The 19,192-nt window shown below is 64.8% G+C and carries 18 protein-coding genes and 2 tRNA genes; 6 read left to right on the forward strand and 14 right to left on the reverse strand.

Annotated elements, in window-relative coordinates; genetic code table 11:
- Position 1: 1 nt before the first annotated feature.
- From ACSHZY_RS08625 to tgt, 7 genes are all read right to left on the reverse strand, one after another.
- A complete protein-coding gene (locus tag ACSHZY_RS08625; protein WP_435168180.1) occupies positions 2-262 on the reverse strand; it encodes a spike base protein, RCAP_Rcc01079 family in 261 nt (86 codons plus the stop codon).
- A gap of 112 nt (positions 263-374) precedes the next feature.
- Complete coding sequence (locus ACSHZY_RS08630; protein ID WP_435168182.1) at positions 375-497, reverse strand: hypothetical protein; 123 nt, start codon at positions 495-497, stop codon at positions 375-377.
- Positions 498-623: 126 nt separating this feature from the next.
- Positions 624-699, reverse strand: a tRNA-Val gene (locus ACSHZY_RS08635).
- Positions 700-712: 13 nt separating this feature from the next.
- Positions 713-787: transfer RNA gene (locus ACSHZY_RS08640), tRNA-Val, on the reverse strand.
- An 18-nt stretch (positions 788-805) separates the two neighbouring features.
- Complete coding sequence (locus ACSHZY_RS08645) at positions 806-1,150, reverse strand: HU family DNA-binding protein (protein ID WP_435168184.1); 345 nt, start codon at positions 1,148-1,150, stop codon at positions 806-808.
- 93 nt (positions 1,151-1,243) lie between these two features.
- Positions 1,244-3,649, reverse strand: coding sequence for an endopeptidase La (gene lon, locus ACSHZY_RS08650; protein ID WP_435168186.1), 2,406 nt, complete (start codon positions 3,647-3,649; stop codon positions 1,244-1,246).
- Positions 3,650-3,798: 149 nt separating this feature from the next.
- Positions 3,799-4,926, reverse strand: a complete 1,128-nt coding sequence (gene tgt, locus ACSHZY_RS08655; RefSeq protein WP_435168187.1) for a tRNA guanosine(34) transglycosylase Tgt — start codon at positions 4,924-4,926, stop codon at positions 3,799-3,801.
- A 194-nt stretch (positions 4,927-5,120) separates the two neighbouring features.
- Here tgt and ACSHZY_RS08660 point away from each other — a divergent pair, with 194 nt between their 5' ends.
- Positions 5,121-6,485 carry a dicarboxylate/amino acid:cation symporter gene (locus ACSHZY_RS08660; RefSeq protein WP_435168189.1) on the forward strand — a complete coding sequence of 455 codons (1,365 nt, stop codon included), beginning with the start codon at positions 5,121-5,123 and terminating at the stop codon, positions 6,483-6,485.
- A 79-nt stretch (positions 6,486-6,564) separates the two neighbouring features.
- On the opposite strand, the gene ACSHZY_RS08665 is transcribed toward ACSHZY_RS08660, so the two are convergent.
- Genes ACSHZY_RS08665 through gatB form a run of 3 tightly spaced genes read right to left on the reverse strand, consistent with a single transcriptional unit; the run spans position 6,565 to position 8,437 of the window.
- Positions 6,565-6,705 carry a hypothetical protein gene (locus ACSHZY_RS08665; RefSeq protein ID WP_435168191.1) on the reverse strand — a complete coding sequence of 47 codons (141 nt, stop codon included), beginning with the start codon at positions 6,703-6,705 and terminating at the stop codon, positions 6,565-6,567.
- Positions 6,702-6,926 carry a hypothetical protein gene (locus ACSHZY_RS08670; protein ID WP_435168193.1) on the reverse strand — a complete coding sequence of 75 codons (225 nt, stop codon included), beginning with the start codon at positions 6,924-6,926 and terminating at the stop codon, positions 6,702-6,704. Before ACSHZY_RS08670 ends, ACSHZY_RS08665 begins: the two co-directional genes overlap by 4 nt.
- Positions 6,926-8,437, reverse strand: a complete 1,512-nt coding sequence (gene gatB / locus ACSHZY_RS08675; protein WP_435168195.1) for an Asp-tRNA(Asn)/Glu-tRNA(Gln) amidotransferase subunit GatB — start codon at positions 8,435-8,437, stop codon at positions 6,926-6,928. Before gatB ends, ACSHZY_RS08670 begins: the two co-directional genes overlap by 1 nt.
- Before the next feature lie 180 nt (positions 8,438-8,617).
- Here gatB and ACSHZY_RS08680 point away from each other — a divergent pair, with 180 nt between their 5' ends.
- Positions 8,618-9,214: a transglycosylase SLT domain-containing protein gene (locus ACSHZY_RS08680; RefSeq protein ID WP_435168197.1), complete on the forward strand. Its 597-nt coding sequence runs from the start codon at positions 8,618-8,620 to the stop codon at positions 9,212-9,214.
- A 61-nt stretch (positions 9,215-9,275) separates the two neighbouring features.
- Here the strand turns inward: ACSHZY_RS08680 and ACSHZY_RS08685 are convergent, their stop codons facing one another.
- From ACSHZY_RS08685 to ACSHZY_RS08695, 3 genes are all read right to left on the reverse strand, one after another.
- Positions 9,276-10,157, reverse strand: coding sequence for a lysophospholipid acyltransferase family protein (locus tag ACSHZY_RS08685; RefSeq protein WP_435168198.1), 882 nt, complete (start codon positions 10,155-10,157; stop codon positions 9,276-9,278).
- Between the two features lie 94 nt (positions 10,158-10,251).
- Positions 10,252-12,738, reverse strand: a complete 2,487-nt coding sequence (gene pepN, locus ACSHZY_RS08690) for an aminopeptidase N (protein ID WP_435168200.1) — start codon at positions 12,736-12,738, stop codon at positions 10,252-10,254.
- A gap of 13 nt (positions 12,739-12,751) precedes the next feature.
- Complete coding sequence (locus ACSHZY_RS08695; protein ID WP_435168202.1) at positions 12,752-13,006, reverse strand: BolA family protein; 255 nt, start codon at positions 13,004-13,006, stop codon at positions 12,752-12,754.
- A 73-nt stretch (positions 13,007-13,079) separates the two neighbouring features.
- On the opposite strand from ACSHZY_RS08695, the gene ACSHZY_RS08700 reads away from it, so the two are divergent.
- The gene (locus ACSHZY_RS08700) at positions 13,080-13,691 is read left to right on the forward strand and encodes a DnaJ domain-containing protein (protein ID WP_435168203.1); all 612 of its coding nucleotides are present in this window, start codon (positions 13,080-13,082) and stop codon (positions 13,689-13,691) included.
- Here ACSHZY_RS08700 and ACSHZY_RS08705 read toward each other — a convergent pair whose 3' ends face one another.
- Positions 13,692-14,447 carry an SDR family NAD(P)-dependent oxidoreductase gene (locus ACSHZY_RS08705; protein WP_435168205.1) on the reverse strand — a complete coding sequence of 252 codons (756 nt, stop codon included), beginning with the start codon at positions 14,445-14,447 and terminating at the stop codon, positions 13,692-13,694.
- A gap of 116 nt (positions 14,448-14,563) precedes the next feature.
- Here ACSHZY_RS08705 and cobS point away from each other — a divergent pair, with 116 nt between their 5' ends.
- Genes cobS through ACSHZY_RS08720 form a run of 3 tightly spaced genes read left to right on the forward strand, consistent with a single transcriptional unit; the run spans position 14,564 to position 19,192 of the window.
- Positions 14,564-15,538, forward strand: a complete 975-nt coding sequence (gene cobS / locus ACSHZY_RS08710; RefSeq protein WP_435168207.1) for a cobaltochelatase subunit CobS — start codon at positions 14,564-14,566, stop codon at positions 15,536-15,538.
- Positions 15,539-15,560: 22 nt separating this feature from the next.
- Positions 15,561-17,420, forward strand: coding sequence for a cobaltochelatase subunit CobT (gene cobT, locus ACSHZY_RS08715; RefSeq protein ID WP_435168209.1), 1,860 nt, complete (start codon positions 15,561-15,563; stop codon positions 17,418-17,420).
- Positions 17,420-19,192 (forward strand): aminopeptidase P family protein, encoded by a 1,773-nt coding sequence (locus tag ACSHZY_RS08720; protein ID WP_435168211.1) that lies wholly within the window; start codon positions 17,420-17,422, stop codon positions 19,190-19,192. Before cobT ends, ACSHZY_RS08720 begins: the two co-directional genes overlap by 1 nt.

The raw sequence follows: 19,192 nt of genomic DNA on the forward strand, positions 1-19,192 counted from the left end.
CTTAGATCCAGCCGGTGATCTTCCCGGCTGTGGTGCCCGTCGCAAGGATGCGGCGGGCGAACATCGGATAGGTGCCGACGGGCAGTTCCGCCGTGGTGTAGGTGATCCCGTCCGAGCTAACATACCGCACGATGCCCGCCAGCCCGATCGTCAGGGCACGTACATCCTCCGCCAGGTCCACGGTATCGGAGGGCGCGATCGCCACGGCCCCGAAGGCGGCAGCGGTCACACCCTTTTCAACGCCTGCAAATCTGTTGGCCATCTTTGATCCTTCTTGCTGACAGCGGCTTTTGCCTGACGGTCAATCTGTCGCAAGAAGATGACTCGGGTCCGAAGGTGCCGTGCGGGACCTTCACACCTTGTTAAGGTCTGGCTTATTCGGTCTGGTTGACCCCTCCGCCATCCGCGTCGTTGCCCTGCGGGCCACGATCGGCGAAGAAGGACGTGGCCACGATGGCGATGATGCCCACGATGATGATCGCAAAAACGATTCTCATCGGTCCACGCAGGCCACTCTTGCCGGTTTCGTCATTGCGTTTCATGGTGCCGCCTTCCTGGGACATTGCGCATAACAGCGCCTGTCAGACGGCTTTGGTTCCACCGCAGGGGGGAAGTATCCGTCATGGTGGGCCGTGACGGGCTCGAACCGCCGACATTTTCGGTGTAAACGAAACGCTCTACCAACTGAGCTAACGGCCCGCACGTATCGGGATGGTGGGCGATGAGGGATTTGAACCCCCGACATCTTCGATGTGAACGAAGCGCTCTACCACTGAGCTAATCGCCCGATGCCGGGGGTTTAGCCTCACTCCTCGTCGTCTGCAAGAGCCTTTTTCGCGGTTTTCGCATCCGTGTTCTGCGGACGCAGTTTCAGCGTGACGACGCCGTTCTCGTCGTTGCGCTTGATCACGCGCAGCCGGCCCAGCGGAGGCAGGATCAGATCGTCCCCCGCCGTGATCCTCGCCTGGATCGCCACCAGAAGGGCGTCGATGATCGGGCGTGCTTCCTTGCGGTTCTTGCCCGTGGCTTCCACGACCATGTCCACCAGATCCGGCAGCTTGGTGACCTCCGGCGCTTCCTTCGGCTCCACCTCGGGTTCGGGCTGCGGCGCCTTTGCCTTCGTCGCGCGTGCGGTCGTCTTCGTGGCCATGCTGTTCATCCCAAACGTGACAATCTTTCAGGACGATACCGCTTTTTCAGGCCGTGAAAAGAAAAAGACGCGCCCGAGGGCGCGTCTTCCGGATCAGTGTGCCGTTTGCTGATGCACCGGCTGCTCGGCGATCCTGCGGGCCGCAGCGGCCTCCTCGGCCGCCTCGTCCCATTCCACCGGCTCCGGCGCCCGCACCAGCGCTTCGCGCAGAACCTCGCGGACATGGGTCACGGGGATGATCTTCAGCCCCTGCTTCACGTTGTCCGGGATCTCCGCCAGATCCTTCTCGTTCTCCTGCGGGATCAGCACCGTCTTGATGCCGCCGCGCAGCGCCGCAAGGAGCTTCTCCTTCAGCCCGCCGATCGGCAGCGCGTTGCCGCGCAGCGTGACCTCACCTGTCATGGCGATGTCCTTCTTGACGGGGATCCCCGTCAGAACGGACACGATGGACGTCACCATCGCCAGACCCGCGCTCGGACCGTCCTTCGGGGTCGCCCCTTCCGGAACGTGCACGTGGATGTCCATCGCCTCGAACTTCGGCGGCTTCACACCCAGCTCCGGAGAGATGGAGCGGACATAGCTGGAGGCCGCGTCGATCGACTCCTTCATCACGTCGCCCAGCTTGCCGGTCGTCTTCATCCGGCCCTTGCCCGGCAGGCGCAGCGCTTCGATCTGCAACAGCTCCCCCCCGACCGAGGTGTAGGCCAGTCCGGTCACGACACCGACCTGATCCTCCTTCTCGGCCAGACCGTGACGATAGCGCGGCACGCCCAGGAACTCCGCCACGTTGGCTTCCGTCACCTCGACCGACGGGGTCTTGCCCTTGACGATCTCGGTCACGGCCTTGCGGGCCAGCTTCGCCAGTTCACGCTCCAGGTTCCGCACGCCGGCTTCACGGGTGTAGGACTGGATCACCTCGGTCAACGCGCCGTCCGTGACCGAGAATTCGCTTTTCTTCAGCGCGTGGTTCTCGATCTGCTTCGGCACGAGGTGGGTCTTCGCGATCTCGCGCTTCTCGTCCTCGGTATAGCCCGACAGCGGGATGATCTCCATCCGGTCCAGAAGCGGGCCCGGCATGTTGTAGGAGTTGGCCGTGGTCAGGAACATCACGTTCGACAGGTCGTATTCCACCTCAAGATAGTGGTCCACGAACGTGCCGTTCTGCTCCGGGTCCAGCACCTCCAGCATGGCCGAAGCCGGGTCGCCACGGAAGTCCTGCCCCATCTTGTCGATCTCATCCAGAAGGATGAGCGGGTTCGTGGTCTTGGCCTTCTTCAGCGCCTGGATGATCTTGCCGGGCATGGAGCCGATATAGGTCCGACGGTGGCCGCGGATCTCGGATTCGTCACGCACGCCGCCAAGGGAAATACGGATGAACTCGCGCCCCGTCGCCTTCGCGACCGACTTGCCAAGCGAGGTCTTGCCCACGCCCGGGGGACCGACGAGGCACAGGATCGGCCCCTTCAGCTTCGTCGCACGCGCCTGCACCGCCAGATATTCAGTGATGCGTTCCTTGACCTTCTCCAGCCCGTGATGATCGGCATCCAGCACGGCCTGCGCCTTGCCGATGTCCTTCTTCACCTTGGACTTCACGCCCCACGGCACGCCCAGAAGCCAGTCGAGGTAGTTCCGCACGACGGTCGCCTCGGCGCTCATCGGGGACATGGACTTCAGCTTCTTGATCTCGGCATCCGCCTTGTCGCGCGCTTCTTTCGAAAGCTTCGTGGCGGCGATCCGCGCTTCCAGTTCGGCGACCTCGTTCTGGCCGTCCTCCCCGTCGCCGAGTTCCTTCTGAATGGCCTTCATCTGCTCGTTCAGATAGTACTCGCGCTGCGTCTTCTCCATCTGGTTCTTGACGCGGCTCTTGATGCGCTTCTCGACCTGAAGAACGCTCATCTCGCCCTGCATGTGACCGTAGACGCCTTCAAGGCGCTGACCCACGTCCAACGTTTCCAGCAGCTTCTGCTTCTGCGCCACGTCCACGCCCAGATGACCGGCCACAAGGTCGGCCAGACGTGCGGGATCGGTCGATTCCGAAACGGCCGACAGCGCCTCTTCGGGGATGTTCTTCTTGATCTTGGCGTAGCGTTCAAATTCGTCGGCCACGGCGCGCAGCATGGCGTCCACCGTTTCCTCGCTTCCGGCCACTTCGTCCAGCGTTTCGGCATGGGCCTCGAAGAAGCGGTCATTCTCGACGAAGTCGGTGATGCGCACGCGCGACTTGCCTTCGACCAGCACCTTCACGGTGCCGTCCGGCAGTTTCAGAAGTTGCAGGACATTGGCCAGAACGCCCGTGCGATAGATGCCATCGGTGCCCGGATCGTCAACGGAGGGGTCCATCTGCGACGACAGCAGGATCTGGCGATCCTCGGACATGACCTCTTCCAATGCGCGCACCGACTTCTCGCGGCCCACGAACAACGGAACGATCATGTGCGGGAACACCACGATGTCGCGCAGCGGCAACACGGGGTAACTCGGAGCAAGTGTCTCGTTCATCTTCGGTCCTTTCGCAGGAAGGCTCTGGTCCCGTCCATCGGCAACGCCCGACCTTCCCCGGCTGAGCACCCTATCTGGTGGCGCACCTGTCCCAAGTCAACCACATGGGCAGAACCAAGAAGGAACATAGCGCGCCCTTCACGCAGGCGTCAAAGAGGTTCTATGTCGCCCTGCGCCCGCATGGCGTGGAACTCTGCCACGAAGGCCGGAAGGCGTTGCGCCGCGATCGCGTCGCGCAGCCCCTGCATCAGTTCCTGATAGTAATGCAGGTTGTGCCAGGTCATCAGCATGGAGCTGATGATCTCCCCCGCGCGCATGACGTGGTGCAGGTAGCCGCGGGAATAGTTGCGGCAGGCGGGACAGGTGCAATCCTCGTCCAGCGGGCGGGGATCGTCCATGTGGCGGGCGTTCTTGATGTTGATGACGCCGCGCCGCGTGAAGGCCTGGCCCGTCCGTCCCGAACGCGACGGCAGCACGCAATCCATCATGTCGATGCCGCGTTCCACCGCGCCCACGATGTCGTCGGGCTTGCCCACGCCCATCAGGTAGCGGGGCTTGTCGGCCGGCAGCATGCCGGGGGCATAGTCGAGGACATCGAACATCATCTCCTGCCCCTCGCCCACCGCAAGCCCGCCGACGGCATAGCCGTCAAAGCCGATGGCTTGCAGCTTTTCGGCGCTTTCGGCACGCTGGTCGGGGAAGACGCTGCCCTGCTGGATGCCGAACAGCGCGTGGCCCGGCCGGTCACCAAACGCGTCGCGCGACCTCTGGGCCCACCGCATGGACAATTCCATCGACCGCCGCGCCGTTTTTTCATCGGCCGGGAATGGTGTGCATTCGTCGAACGCCATCACGATGTCCGATCCCAGCAGCCGCTGGATCTCCATGCTCCGCTCCGGCGTCAGGTGGTGGGACGAGCCGTCGATGTGGCTCTTGAAGCGCACCCCCTCTTCCGTCAGCTTGCGCAGGGCCGTCAGGCTCATCACCTGGAAGCCGCCACTGTCGGTCAGGATCGGACGGTCCCAGTTCATGAAGCGGTGCAGGCCGCCGAGGCGGTCGATTCGTTCGGCCGTGGGGCGCAGCATCAGGTGATAGGTGTTGCCCAGAAGAATGTCGGCGCCCGTGGCGCGGACGTTTTCGGGCAGCATCGCCTTGACCGTGGCGGCGGTGCCGACGGGCATGAAGGCGGGGGTGCGGATCTCGCCCCTCGGGGTGTGGATCGTGCCCGTGCGGGCCTTCCCGTCCGTGGCGTGAATGTCGAAGCTGAAACCTGTCATGTCCTTCCTTTGCTGCAAAACGCGCGATTTTGGAAGAGGTGCGGTGCAGCTTGGCCACATCCGCCCGCAGAACGTGATGCGAGCGTCTGCCCGGCCAGAGAAAAATTGCACAAGCCGCTCAAAGCGTATAACCGCTTACGACCACTCTGACCGTACGCGGCAGGTTGCGAATGGGGACTTGAGGAGGACATCCATTGCATTACGAACCGACAGCGGGTGATCCGCCCAAGAAAGCCGGGCCATTCTACACCCATCTCTACTTCCAGGTGATCGTGGCGATCATCCTCGGCATCCTGCTGGGGCACTTCTATCCGCAGTTCGCCGCCAGCCTGAAACCGCTGGGCGACGCCTTCATCAAGCTGGTGAAGATGATCATCGCCCCCGTGATCTTCCTGACCGTGTCGACCGGCATCGCCGGCATGACGGACATGAAGAAGGTTGGCCGCGTCGCCGGCAAGGCCATGATCTACTTCCTGACCTTCTCCACTCTTGCCCTGATCGTGGGCCTCGTGGTGGCGAACGTCCTTCAGCCGGGTTCCGGCATGAACATCGATCCGGCCACGCTGGATACGGCCGCCGTCAACGACTACGCCACCAAGGCGCATGAAACGACGATCACCGGCTTCCTGATGAACATCATCCCGACCACGCTGGTCGGCGCCTTCGCTCAGGGCGACATCCTTCAGGTCCTGTTCATCTCGGTCCTGTTCGGCATCGCGCTGGCGATGGTGGGCGATCGCGGCAAACCGGTCACGGCCTTCCTGACGGCCCTGACCTACCCGATCTTCAAGCTGGTCGCGATCCTGATGAAGGCCGCACCCATCGGCGCCTTCGGCGCCATGGCCTTCACCATCGGCCGCTACGGGATCGAGTCTGTGATCAGCCTCGCCTTCCTCGTGATCTCCTTCTACGTCACGGCGCTGTTGTTCGTGCTGGTGATCCTTGGCGCCGTGGCCCGCTACAACGGCTTCTCGATCATCAAGCTGATCAAGTACATCAAGGAGGAGCTGCTGCTCGTCCTCGGGACCTCGTCCTCGGAAGCGGCCCTGCCGTCCTTGCTGCAGAAGATGGAACGGGCGGGCGCGTCGCGTTCGGTCGTGGGCCTGGTCGTGCCGACCGGCTATTCGTTCAACCTTGACGGGACGAACATCTACATGACCATGGCGGCCCTGTTCATCGCACAGGCCACCAACACCGACCTGACGCTGGGCCAGCAGGTCCTGCTGCTTCTGGTGGCGATGCTGTCGTCGAAAGGCGCGGCGGGCATCACGGGCGCGGGCTTCATCACGCTGGCCGCCACCCTGTCCGTTGTTCCGACGGTTCCGCTGGCCGGCATGGCGCTGATCCTGGGCGTGGACCGCTTCATGTCGGAATGCCGCGCCCTGACAAACTTCGTCGGCAACGCGGTCGCCACCCTCGTCGTCGCCCGTTGGGAAGGCGAACTGGACACGGCCAAGCTGCACGCCGCCCTGAACGGAGAGCCGGACCCGGTCGCCACCCACCGCGCACCGGAAAGCATGCCGTCCGCGTTCAAAGATGATGTGGTTTCGGCCGACTGAAAAAGCCGCCCCTCGGGGCGGCCTTGTTCCAAAACACCAAAGCCGCCCCATCGGGCGGCTTTTCCTTTGGATCGGCGGGTCACTCGGCGGGATGATGTTTCCGTTGCGCAACTTCGGCCATCTTGCGGTCAAACCGGCGCGACATCTCTCGGACAATCAGAAGGCCGCAGCCGCCCATGGCGAGCGCAATCAGGGGAAGGCCGTAATCGAAGAACGTCATATCGTCACTCCCTTCTTCATATAGCGGAGAATATAGAGCGCCAGCACATGAAAAGCCAGCCCGCCGACGATCCAGACCGAAATGGACAGCGCACTGATCCCGGTTCCCTCCGACAGGGGCCGCAAAACCCCCACCGCGATCATCCCCAGACCGATGGCGTTGTAGAAGGATGCCACCAGCTTGACCCGCTCGTTATAGCTCGCAAGCGGGTCGCGCTGCATCAAAGGCCAAGCTTCTTGAGCACGATCTCGTTCACCATCTGCGGGGCGGCCTTGCCGCCGCTGGCCTTGATGACCTGACCCACGAACCAGCCCGCCAGCTTGGGGTTGGCCTTGGCTTTTTCCACCTGCGCGGGATTGGCCGCGATGATGTCGTCCACCGCCTGCTCGATCGCGCCGGTGTCGGTCACCTGCTTCATGCCGCGCGCGGCCGCGATCTCGGCCGGGTCGCCGCCCTCGGTCCAGACGATCTCGAACAGGTCCTTGGCCATCTTGCCCGAGATGTCGCCGCTGGCCATCAGGTCCAGCACACCACCCAGCTGCGCCGCCGACACGGGGCTTGCGTCGATCGACAGCCCTTCCTTGTTCAGGCGGCCAAACAGCTCGTTGATGACCCAGTTCGCGGCCTGCTTGCCGTCACGCCCCTTGGCCACCTCCTCGAAGAAGCCGGCGGCGTCCAGTTCGGCGGTCAGGACGTTCGCGTCGTAATCGGTCAGGCCGAAATCGCCCATGAAGCGGGCCTTCTTGGCGTCAGGCAGCTCGGGCATGGAGGCCGCGATGTCGTCCACCCAAGCCTGCTCGATCTCCAGCGGCAGCAGGTCGGGATCGGGGAAATAGCGATAGTCGTGCGCTTCTTCCTTCGACCGCATCGACCGCGTCTCGTTCCGGTCGGGATCATACAGGCGGGTTTCCTGCACCACGCTGCCGCCATCCTCCAGAATGGCGATCTGGCGCCGCGCCTCGTAGTCGATGGCCGCCTGGATGAAGCGCATGGAGTTCATGTTCTTGATCTCGCACCGCGTGCCGAGATGGCCGAAATCCTGCGTCGCCTGATACTTTTCGTACTGGCCCGGACGGCAGACCGACACGTTCACGTCGGCGCGCAGGTTGCCGTTCTGCATGTTGCCGTCGCAGGTGCCCAGGTAACGCAGGATCTGGCGCAGCTTCGTGACATAGGCCGCGGCCTCCTCCGGTCCGCGGATGTCGGGGCGGCTGACGATCTCCATCAGTGCGACGCCCGTGCGGTTGAAGTCCACGAAGCTGTTGTTCGGGTCCATGTCGTGGATCGACTTGCCCGCATCCTGTTCCAGGTGGATGCGTTCGATCCGCACCAGACGCGCGACACCGGGGCCCATCTCCACCAGCACCTCACCCTCCCCTACGATGGGATGGTACAGCTGGCTGATCTGATAGCCCTGCGGCAAGTCCGGGTAGAAATAGTTTTTCCGGTCGAAGGCGGACCACAGGTTGATCCCCGCCTTCAGGCCCAGACCCGTACGCACCGCCTGTTCGACACAGAACTCGTTGATGACGGGCAGCATGCCGGGCATGGCGCTGTCCACGAAGGACACGTGGCTGTTCGGCTCCGCCCCGAATCCGGTAGACGCGCCGGAAAACAGCTTGGCGTTGGACGACACCTGCGCGTGGATCTCCATGCCGATCACCAGCTCCCAGTCGTCGCGCGCTCCGGCGATCACCTTGGGTTTCGGGGTCTCATAGGTCAGATCAAGCATGGGTCATCCTCTTGCACGAACGTCGTTTTAAGCCTTTGGACACCCCCCGGCAACCCTGTGCGCACACGCACATTCGGCAGGATCACGCCGAACAATGCGCGTTCCGGTTGCCGAATGGAACCTCTTCGTCCACAAGCACCGAGCCGCCCACGGAGCGCGGTGCCACCCATGTCGGAATCGATGAAGATCAGGACACTTGTTTTCGGCGCGTTGCTTGCACTTCCCATCACCGGGTGTGCAACCACCAAGACCACCGCCACGCAGGCCAGCACCCTGCCCGCCATGCGTTGGGATTTCCGCCCAGAAGGCAAGACCTGGACCCAGCAAACCCTTGCGGCTGTCAGCCGCAACGACACGGATCTGACCCGTCTCATTCCCGCCGACATCGACACCTGGTGCCCCGGCTATCGCAACGCCTCGGCCGACGAACGCCGCGCGTTCTGGACGGCGATGCTGTCTGCGCTGGCCAAGCACGAGAGCACTTGGAATCCGTCGGCCGCCGGTGGCGGTGGCAAGTGGATCGGCCTTGTGCAGATCGACCCCCGCACCGCCCGCGCCTATGATTGCGAAGCGACCACGGCGTCGGAGTTGAAGAACGGTTCCAAGAATCTGGCCTGCGCTGTCAACATCGCCTCCACCCAGGTGGCCCGTGACAACATGATCGCGGGTCCGCAAGGCCGCAACGGCATGGGCCGCGACTGGGCGCCATTCCGATCCTCCGCGAAACGCGTGGAGATGGCGAACTGGACCCGATCCCAAGCCTATTGCGCGCTTTGAAGCGCAAAAAGGCCTGCCCCCCAAGGGTCAGGCCTTTTTTGTGTCCGCCAAGGTGACGCCCTTACGGCGTGGTCAATGGCGGGACCGTCCGAAAACGCGGCAGTTTCGTCATCTGCACCAGGCTCACCGCCGGCGCGTATTCCCCGCCCAGCGCCAGCGTTTCGGCGCGCAGCATCTCGATCCCTTCCTCCGACTTGGCCGGGATACGTTCCGGCGCGATCGGATGCCCCACGGTGACGCGATAGGGCTGGCGATGCTTGTTCAGCACCTCGTGGAACAGGGTGATGTCGCGCAGCGTCGGGTGGATCAGGTCGAACAGATAGAACAGGGTGGAGTTGCGGGCCCGGATGTTCAGCGGGATCACCGGCACGTCGAACTTGCGCGCAATCATCGCGGCCGAGGCCATCCACGGCCGTTCCATCAGCTTCAGCCCCTTGCGCTTGGCCAGACGGCCCGACGGGAAGATGACGCCCAGCCGTCCCGCTTCCATGGCCTTGCGGGTGTAGTCCATGGTTTCGCGCGTCTTCTGAAGCGAACGCTTTTCCATCCGCCATTCCACGGGGCAGATCAGGTCGATCATCTGCGGCATGACGCGCAGGATGTCGCTGTTGGCATAGATGAACAGGTCCGGCCGCAGCGGCGACAGAAGGTGATGCAGGATCACCCCGTCCGCAATGCCCGTCGGATGGTTGGCCACGATCATGGCCGGACCGTTGCGCGGAATGTTCTCCAGCCCCGTGATCTGGATGTCCTTGGCGATGATCTTCGCCAGACGCCCCATCATCTCGGGTGTGGGCAGGTCGCGATATTCCTCACCCAGCGTCAGCGTCCGCTCGTATCCCAGCATGCGGGTCAGGGCCGCATAGGCAAGACGATGGTGCGGGCGCCCACGGAAAAGCCAAGGCGCACGCTCGGCAATCAGGGGGTCAATACGGTCTCTCATCGTCTTTCAACCTACACGGCGGCGTTATCATGACATGGCGCGGCGCAGCCTAAAAGGCAAGTGCGCCGCGCCATGACCGGTTCATTTCCGCCTGTTATTTGGCCATGCGGCCCGCCATTTCGGCCAGATCCCGTGACAAGCCGGGCGTGGACAGGATGCGCGCAAGCTCGGCCCGCATGCGAGCTTGACGATCGACGTCATAGCGGGTCAGCCCGTCGAAGGCCTGCGACATCCGCGCCGCCGTCTGCGGGTTCAGCGGATCCAGCCGGATCAGCCAGTCCGCCAGCAATCGGTAGCCCGACCCGTCCGCCTTGTGGAACCCCCGATGATTCGCTGACAGCGCGCCAAACAAGGCCCTGAACCGGTTGGGGTTCTTCAGGTCGAACAGCGGGTGGCGGGTCAGACGGTCGGCCACGACCGGCGCATCCCCGGCGTGCAGGACCTGCAGCGTGAACCACTTGTCCATGACGATCCGGTCGCCGTTCCAGCGCGCATCGAAGGCCGCCAGCGCCTCCTCGCCCGCCCCCACGTCCAGAAGGGCCGAAAAGGCGCCCACCTCCTCGGTCATGTTGGTGGCGGTGTCGAACACCTCCTGCGCGGCCTGTCCGCCGTCCAGATGCGACAAGAGGCCCAGCGCCTGCACGCGAAGACTGCGCTGCCCGGCCTGCGCCGCATCCGGCGACCATGGGCCCGGCACCGGCGCGGTCAGCGCGGGAAGATCCGCACGCAGCCGTTCCGCCAGCGCCCTGGTCATCCGGCGACGGGCGGCGTGAATCGCCTCCGGATCCGGCGTCACGCCGGAGCGTGCCAGCGTCTGGGCGATGTCCTCCTCCCCCGGCAGGCGCAGGGCCAGCGCGCGGAAGGCCGGGTCCAGCGCCTTGTCCGTTGCCAGCGCCGCCAGCGCGTCCAGCCACAGGGCCGGCGGTGCCCCGCCTTCGCTGGCCATACGCGTCAGCGTGTCCTTGGCCAGCGCGCGACCCGCTTCCCAGCGGTTGAAGGGATCCGTGTCATGCGCCAGCAGGAAGGCCCGCTCCTCGGCGCTGGTGGCCTTCTCCAGCACCACGGGCGCCGAAAAGCCGCGCAGCAAGGACGCCACCGGCCGTTCGGTCAGCCCCTCGAAGCGGAAGCTCTGCTCTGCCTGGTTCAGTTCCAGCACCTGCGTCGGCAGCACCTCCGCCCCGTCCTGCCCCAGCAGGCCCGTGGCGATGGGGATGACCTTCGCCCCCCCGGCGCCCGACTGACGGAAGGTCAGGGTGAAGGTGCTGCCGTCCCACGCCTCCTCGGCCAGCACATGCGGGGTGCCGGCCTCGGTGTACCAGCGCTTGAACTGCGACAGGTCGCGGCCCGTGGCGTCCTGGAACACCGTCAGCCAATCCTCGATCGTGCAGGCCTGCCCGTTATGGCGGTCGAAATACAGGTTCAGTGCCTTCGCATACCCCTCATCCCCCACCAGGCGCTTCAGCATCCCGATGACCTCGGCGCCCTTTTCATAGACGGTCGCGGTGTAGAAGTTGTTGATCTCCTCATACGCGTCGGGCCGCACGGGATGGGCCAGCGGGCCGGCATCCTCGCGGAACTGGCGCGCGCGCAGGGTCAGCACATCCTCGATCCGCTTCACGGGGGCGGAGCGCATGTCCGCGCTGAACTGCTGGTCGCGGAAGACGGTCAGCCCTTCCTTCAGGCACAGCTGGAACCAGTCGCGGCAGGTGATCCGGTTGCCGGTCCAGTTGTGGAAATACTCATGCGCGATGATCGCCTCGATCCGTGCAAAGTCCTCGTCCGTGGCAGTTTCCGGCAGGGCCAGCACGTATTTGGAGTTGAAGATGTTCAGCCCCTTGTTCTCCATCGCGCCCATGTTGAAATCATCCACGGCGACGATGTTGAACACCGACAGGTCATAGGGGCGGCCATAGACCTCCTCGTCCCACTTCATGGATCGGATCAGGCTGTCCATCGCATAGGCACAGCGCCCTTCATCCCCCGGCCGCACCCAGATGTTAAGCGCCACGTCGTCGCCGTTCATCGTGGTGAACCGGTCGGAATGCGCCACCAGATCGCCCGCCACCAGCGCGAACAGATAAGCGGGCTTAGGCCACGGATCGTCCCACTCGGCCCAACCCTCCCCCTGCGCCACGAGGTTGCCGTTCGACAGCAGCACCGGCAGATCCCCTTCGACGCGCACGCGGAACGGGGCCATCACGTCCGGACGGTCCGGATAGAAGGTGATCTTGCGGAAACCCTCCGCCTCGCACTGGGTGCAATACATGCCGTTAGACATGTACAGCCCTTCCAGCGCCGTGTTGGTTGTCGGGGCGATCTCCACCTCCGTCTCCAGAACGAAGGGGCGGTCGGGAACGGTCAGGGTCAGTCCCGTCGCATCCGGCACGGCCTCCACCGGCGCGCCGTCGATCGCGCAAGCGATCAGACGCAGCTGTTCCCCGTCCAGACGCAGCAAAGTGCCGCCTTTGCCGAAATGGAACACAGCAAGAACACGCGTGGCCTCGGGCGACAGGCGGAAGGTCAGCGCCACGCGTTCCAGCGGGTGGGAGAACGGGGTGTAGTCGGCAAGACGAACGGTCATTGAAATCTTTCCTTCAGGCGTCCACATCCAGTGCCAGCGCGTGAATGCGCGACACGATATCCCCCAGCGCCGCATGCACGGCCCGGTGACGGGCGATCCGCGACTGGCCTGCGAAGGCGGCCGCCCGGATCGTCACGTTGAAATGGCTTTCCTCACCCTCGCGGAAGCCCGAATGGCCGCGATGGCTTTCGCTGTCATCGGTGACGACCAGCGTGGTGGGGTGAAAAGCGTCCTGAAGACAGGCGCGTATCTGCTCGGCGATGGTCATTGTGATGGGTGCCCTCTTCTCCTCGGCGCTCAAATGTCTAAACTCACGCCTCCGACTCGGAAAGGCCCTGACGATGACCAAATCCCCCTTCGACTTTGACATGCGCGTGTCTACGGACAAGAAACGCCGTAAGACAGGCCGGCGTGGCATGTCGGGGGCGCAGGAGACGTCGACACGGACCTGCCAGGCACCCGGCTGTTCCGAGGCGGGGCTGTACCGCGCGCCGCTGTCCCCGGATCATCTGGACCAGTACGTGTGGTTCTGCAAGGAACACGTCCGCGAATACAACCTGAAATGGAACTTCTTCCAGGGCAAGACGGAGGATGATTTCTCGGCCTTTCTGGAGCAGGACCGGCAGTGGGGGCCGACCAAACGCCCGGACGAAGGGCATGTCTGGTCGCGTCTGGGCGTGAACGACCCGCTTCAGATCCTTGGGGAAAAGGCGACCCAGAACCCCGGCAAGGCGACGGCCACCCGCAAGCTGCCGCCGACCGAGCGCAAGGCGTTGGAGATCCTGGACGCCCGCGACACCTGGAGCCGGATCGAGATCCGCAAGCAGTACAAGAGCCTCGTGAAGGATCTTCACCCCGACATGAACGGCGGAAACCGCGCGGACGAGGAGCGGCTGCAGGAAGTCGTCTGGGCCTGGGACCAGATCAAGGACAGCCGCCACTTCCGCGAATGATCACTGCGGCGGCTGTCCGTTCGACGCCATCACGCCGCCGTCGACGGGCAGGTTCACCCCGGTGATCAGCCGCGCGTCGTCCGAAGCCAGGAACGCCATGGCCGCCGCGACACCGGCGGGATCGGCCGGCGCTTCCAAGGGCTGGCGTTCGCGGAACTTGGCCATCAGCGCCTCGTTCTCCAGCATGTCCTTGGTCATGTCGGACTTGGTCAGCGCCGGGTTGACGGCGTTCACCCGCACGCCCAGCTTCGCCCCGTCCAGCGCCAATGCGCGCACGAGGTTCGTCACCCCGCCCTTGGACGCGTTGTAGGCGAACATCCCCCAGTCGCCGCCCAGGCCCGAAACGGAGGAGGTCATGACGACGTTCCCCTTCTTCGCCTTCAACTGGTCCCACAGAAACTTCGTCACCATGAAATAGCCGGTCAGGTTCGTCTGGATCTGCGTGTTCCAGTCCTCGACGCTCACCTCCTCGATCGTGCCACCCACGGCGATGCCGGCGTTGTTGACCAGCACATCCGCCCCGCCCAGACCTTGGACCTTCGCGGCCACCGCCTTCGCGCCGTCTTCCGTCGACAGGTCGGCCGTCATCCACTGCGTGCGGTCCGCAGGCAGGCTGCCGGCCACCTTGGCCAGTTTCTCCTCGCTCCGCGCCACCAGCAGGACCGTGGCCCCTTCGGACGAAAAGCGCCGGGCGGCCGCCTCCCCGATGCCCGAGCCTGCTCCGGTCACGACCACGATCTTGTTGTCAAAGCGCATTGGAAACTCCTTCAATGGTATCGTGAAGGAAACGGAAGGCGCTTTCCGGGGTTCCGCCCTTGCACCACGTTTGTGAATGTTACATCAAACGGGGACCCATCAGGAGAGAAGACGTCATGCTGGACCTGCCCGCAAAACCCACCGAGGAAATCTCTGTCCGCGAGGTTTTCGGCATCGACACCGACATGAAGGTGAAGGGCTTCGCCGAGCGCACGGACCGCGTGCCCGAGGAAGATCCCACCTACAAGTTCGATCCGGACACCACGCTCGCCATCCTTGCGGGCTTTGCCTACAACCGCCGCGTGATGATCCAGGGCTATCACGGCACGGGGAAATCCACACATATCGAACAGGTCGCCAGCCGCCTGAACTGGCCCTCGGTGCGCGTGAACCTTGACAGCCACGTGTCCCGCATCGACCTGATCGGCAAGGACGCGATCAAGCTGATCGACGGCAAGCAGGTCACGGCCTTCCAGGAAGGCATCCTGCCCTGGGCCCTGCGCAACCCCTGCGCCATCGTCTTCGACGAATACGACGCGGGTCGCGCGGACGTGATGTTCGTGATCCAGCGCGTGCTGGAAGCCAACGGCAAGCTGACGCTTCTGGACCAGAACGAGATCATCACCCCCCACCCGTCCTTCCGCCTGTTCGCGACAGCCAACACCGTGGGCCTGGGCGACACGACGGGCCTTTATCACGGCACCCAGCAGATCAACCAGGGCCAGATGGACCGGTGGAGCCTTGTGGCCACGCTGAACTATCTGCGTCACGACGCCGAGGTGAACATCGTCCTGTCGAAGGCCCCGCATTACAACACCGAAAAGGGCCGGAAAGAGATCGGTCAGATGGTGACGCTGGCCGACATGACGCGGACCGCCTTCATGAACGGGGACCTGTCCACCGTCATGTCGCCGCGCACGGTGATCGCCTGGGCCCAGAACGCCGAGATCTTCCGCAACATCGGCTACGCCTTCCGCCTGACCTTCCTGAACAAGTGCGACGAACTGGAACGCCAGACCGTGGCCGAGTTCTACCAGCGCTGCTTCGGCGAGGAGCTGCCCGAAAGCGCCGCCTCGACCGCAATGAAGTGAGGCGCCCGCCCCCGGAGGCATCATGAGCAAACTGCCCGACAACCCCGCCGATCCGTTCAAGAAGGCCTTGGCCGAAGCGACGAAGACCATGGCCCGCGACCGGGAGCTGACCGTCAGCTACTCGGTCGATCCGCCCGGCCTGACGCGCGAAGGGATGCGCCTGCCGCAGGTCACCCGGCGCATGACGCGGGACGAGGTGTTGCTGGCCCGCGGCACGGCGGACGCCTTCGCCCTGCGCCACCGCTATCACGACGAAGGGACCGCCGCCCGCTATGCCCCCACGGGGCAGATGGCGCGCGACATCCTGGAGGCGATGGAAACGGCCCGCTGCGAGGCGATGGGCGCGCGCGACATGCCGGGCACCGCGACCAACATCGACGCCAAGATCGCGCATGAGGCCGACCGCAAGGGCTATGGCCAGATCAAGAAGGCCGTGGACGCGCCGCTGGCCGTCGCCGCCGGTTATCTGGTGCGCCATCTGGCGACCGGGCGCGATCTGCCGCCTTCGGCCGCCAACGTCATGGACCTGTGGCGCGACCGGATCGACATGGGCGATCTGAACGGAACGCTGGACGACCAAGCGGCCTTCGCCCGCATGGCGCGCAAGATGATCGCCGACATGGGCTATGCCGACCAGTTGGGCGAAGACCCCGACATGGACGACCCGTCCGACGATTCCTCGGACGAGTCGGAGCAGGACGATCAGGAGCCCGATTCCTCGGCCGATCAGGATGGCGCGGACGACCAGCCCGACGACGCCACCCCCGAACGCAGCCAGGAAGAGCAGCAGGACGCCAGCCAGGCCCAGGTCGCGAGCGAGGAAAGCGACGAGCAGCAGGAAGGCGAGGAAGCCGAAATGCCGGAAGGCGAGGCGCCGAACGAGCCCCCGCCCCCCGCCGTGCATTCCGACGCCGACCCGAACTACGCCGCCTTCACCACCCGCTTCGACGAGGAGATCCACGCCGAGGATCTGGCCGATCCGGTCGAGCTGGAACGCCTGCGCGCCTATCTGGACCAGCAGCTGGAGCCGCTGAAAGGCGCCGTCAGCCGTCTGGCCAACAAGCTGCAACGCCGTCTTCAGGCCCAGCAAAGCCGCTCGTGGGAGTTCGATCTGGAGGAAGGCATCCTTGATGCCGGCCGTCTGGCGCGCGTGATCGCGAACCCGACGACCCCCCTGTCCTTCAAGGTGGAGCATGACACGGAGTTCCGCGACACCTGCGTGACGCTGCTGCTGGACAATTCGGGGTCGATGCGCGGGCGTCCCATCTCCATCGCGGCGATCTGCGCGGACGTTCTGGCCCGCACGCTGGAACGCTGCCAGGTGAAGGTGGAGATTCTCGGCTTCACCACGCGCGCCTGGAAGGGCGGCCAATCGCGCGAAGCGTGGCTGGCCGACGGGCGCAAGCCCCAGCCCGGCCGCCTGAACGACCTGCGTCACATCATCTACAAGGGCGGCGACACGCCGTGGCGGCGCGCGCGCCCGAACCTTGGCCTGATGATGAAGGAAGGCCTGCTGAAGGAAAACATCGACGGCGAGGCGCTGGAATGGGCGCACCGCCGACTGACAGCGCGGCCCGAGGCGAGGAAGATCCTGATGGTCATCTCGGACGGGGCGCCAGTGGATGACAGCACCCTGTCGGTGAACCCCGCAAACTATCTGGAAAAGCACCTTCGCGACGTGATCGCGATGGTCGAACGCCGCAAAGCCTGCGAGCTGATCGCCATCGGTATCGGCCATGACGTGACCCGCTATTATCAGCGCGCGGTGACGATCACCGATGTCGAACAGTTGGCGGGGGCCATGACCGAACAATTGGCCTCGCTGTTCGACAGCGATCCGCGAAAACGCGCCCGTGTTCTGGGTATGAAGAAAGTCGGCTGATGTTCCAGACGTTCACCTCCACCGCCCGCCCGGAACAGGGGCCGCCGCGTCTGGCCGTCCTGCGCCAGCAGATGCGCAACGAAGGGCTGGCGGGCTTCCTCGTGCCCCGCGCCGACGTGCATCAGGGCGAATACGTGGCCCCGCGAGACGACCGTCTGGCCTGGCTGACCGGCTTCACGGGCTCGGCGGGCTTCTGCATCGTGCTGGCGGATCAGGCGGGCGTCTTCATCGACGGCCGGTATCGCACGCAGGTGAAGGCGCAGGTGGCGCTGGACCATTTCACGCCCGTCCCCTGGCCCGACGTCCAGCCTGGCCCGTGGATCATGGAACGCACGCATGGAGAGGTCGGCTTCGACCCCTGGCTGCACACGCAAGACGAAATCTCTAAGCTGCGGGAGGCGGGGGTGACCCTGCGTCCGGTGGAAAATTTGGTGGACCGCATCTGGTCGGACCAGCCCGCCCCGCCGCAAGGTTTGGCCTTCGTGCATCCCGATGCGCTGGCGGGCCGCACCTCGGAACAGAAGCGGCAGCATCTGGCGGCGGAACTGAAAGGCAAGGCCGCCATCCTGACCCTGCCCGACAGCATCTGCTGGCTTCTGAACATCCGGGGCGCCGACGTTCCGCGCAACCCGATCCTGCACGCCTTCGCGATCCTGCACGATGACGCGCGGGTGGACCTGTTCACCGATCCCGCCAAGGTGCCGGACGAGGTTCTGGACCACCTCGGCCCACAGGTCACCCTGCATCCGCCCACCGCCTTCACCGCCGCCCTTCGCGCGTTGAAGGGCCCCGTGCAGCTGGACGCTGCCACCGCCCCTCTTGCCCTGCGCCTGACGTTGGAAGAGGAAGGGATCAATATCCTTGGCCTCGACGATCCGTGCCGCCTTCCCAAGGCCTGCAAGACCGAGGCCGAGATCGCCGGCACGCGCGAGGCGCATCTGCGCGACGGGGCCGCAGTCATCGAGTTCCTGGCTTGGCTGGACCAGGAGGCACCCAAGGGCCACCTGACCGAGATCGCGGTGGTGACGGCGCTGGAAAGCCATCGCCGGGCGACCAACGCGCTGCACGACATCAGCTTCGACACGATCTGCGGGGCCGGCCCGAACGGTGCCATGATGCACTACCGCGTGACCGAGGACACGGACCGCCCCGTCCAAAGGGACGAGCTGCTTCTGGTCGATTCCGGCGCGCAATACGCCGACGGGACCACCGACATCACCCGCACCATGGCCGTGGGCGATCCGGGGGACGAGGCGCGTGACGCCTACACCCGCGTTCTTCAGGGGCTGATCAACCTGTCGCGCGTGCGGTGGCCGAAGGGGCTCGCCGGCCGCGATCTGGACCCGATCGCGCGGTTCCACCTGTGGCTGGACGGGCGCGACTTCAACCACGGCACCGGGCACGGCGTCGGCGCCTTCCTGTCCGTGCACGAAGGGCCGCAGCGGATCAGCCGCATTTCCGAGGTGCCGCTGGAAAAGGGTATGATCCTGTCGAACGAGCCCGGCTATTACCGCGAAGGGGCCTTCGGCATCCGGCTGGAAAACCTGATCGTGGTGGAACAGGCTCCACAGGGCGCGGACGATCGCGAACAGCTGCGGTTCGAGACGCTGACCTTCGTGCCCTTCGACCGCAGCCTGATACTGGCCGATCGCCTGTCCCCCGACGAACGGGCGTGGCTGGACGGCTATCACGCACAGGTTCTGGAACGGGTCGGCCCGCGCCTGTCGGAGACGGCAAGGGCGTGGCTGGGGGTGGCCGCCGCCCCGCTTTAA

The organism is Falsirhodobacter sp. 1013 (assembly GCF_051195255.1).
Taxonomy (GTDB): domain Bacteria; phylum Pseudomonadota; class Alphaproteobacteria; order Rhodobacterales; family Rhodobacteraceae; genus Falsirhodobacter.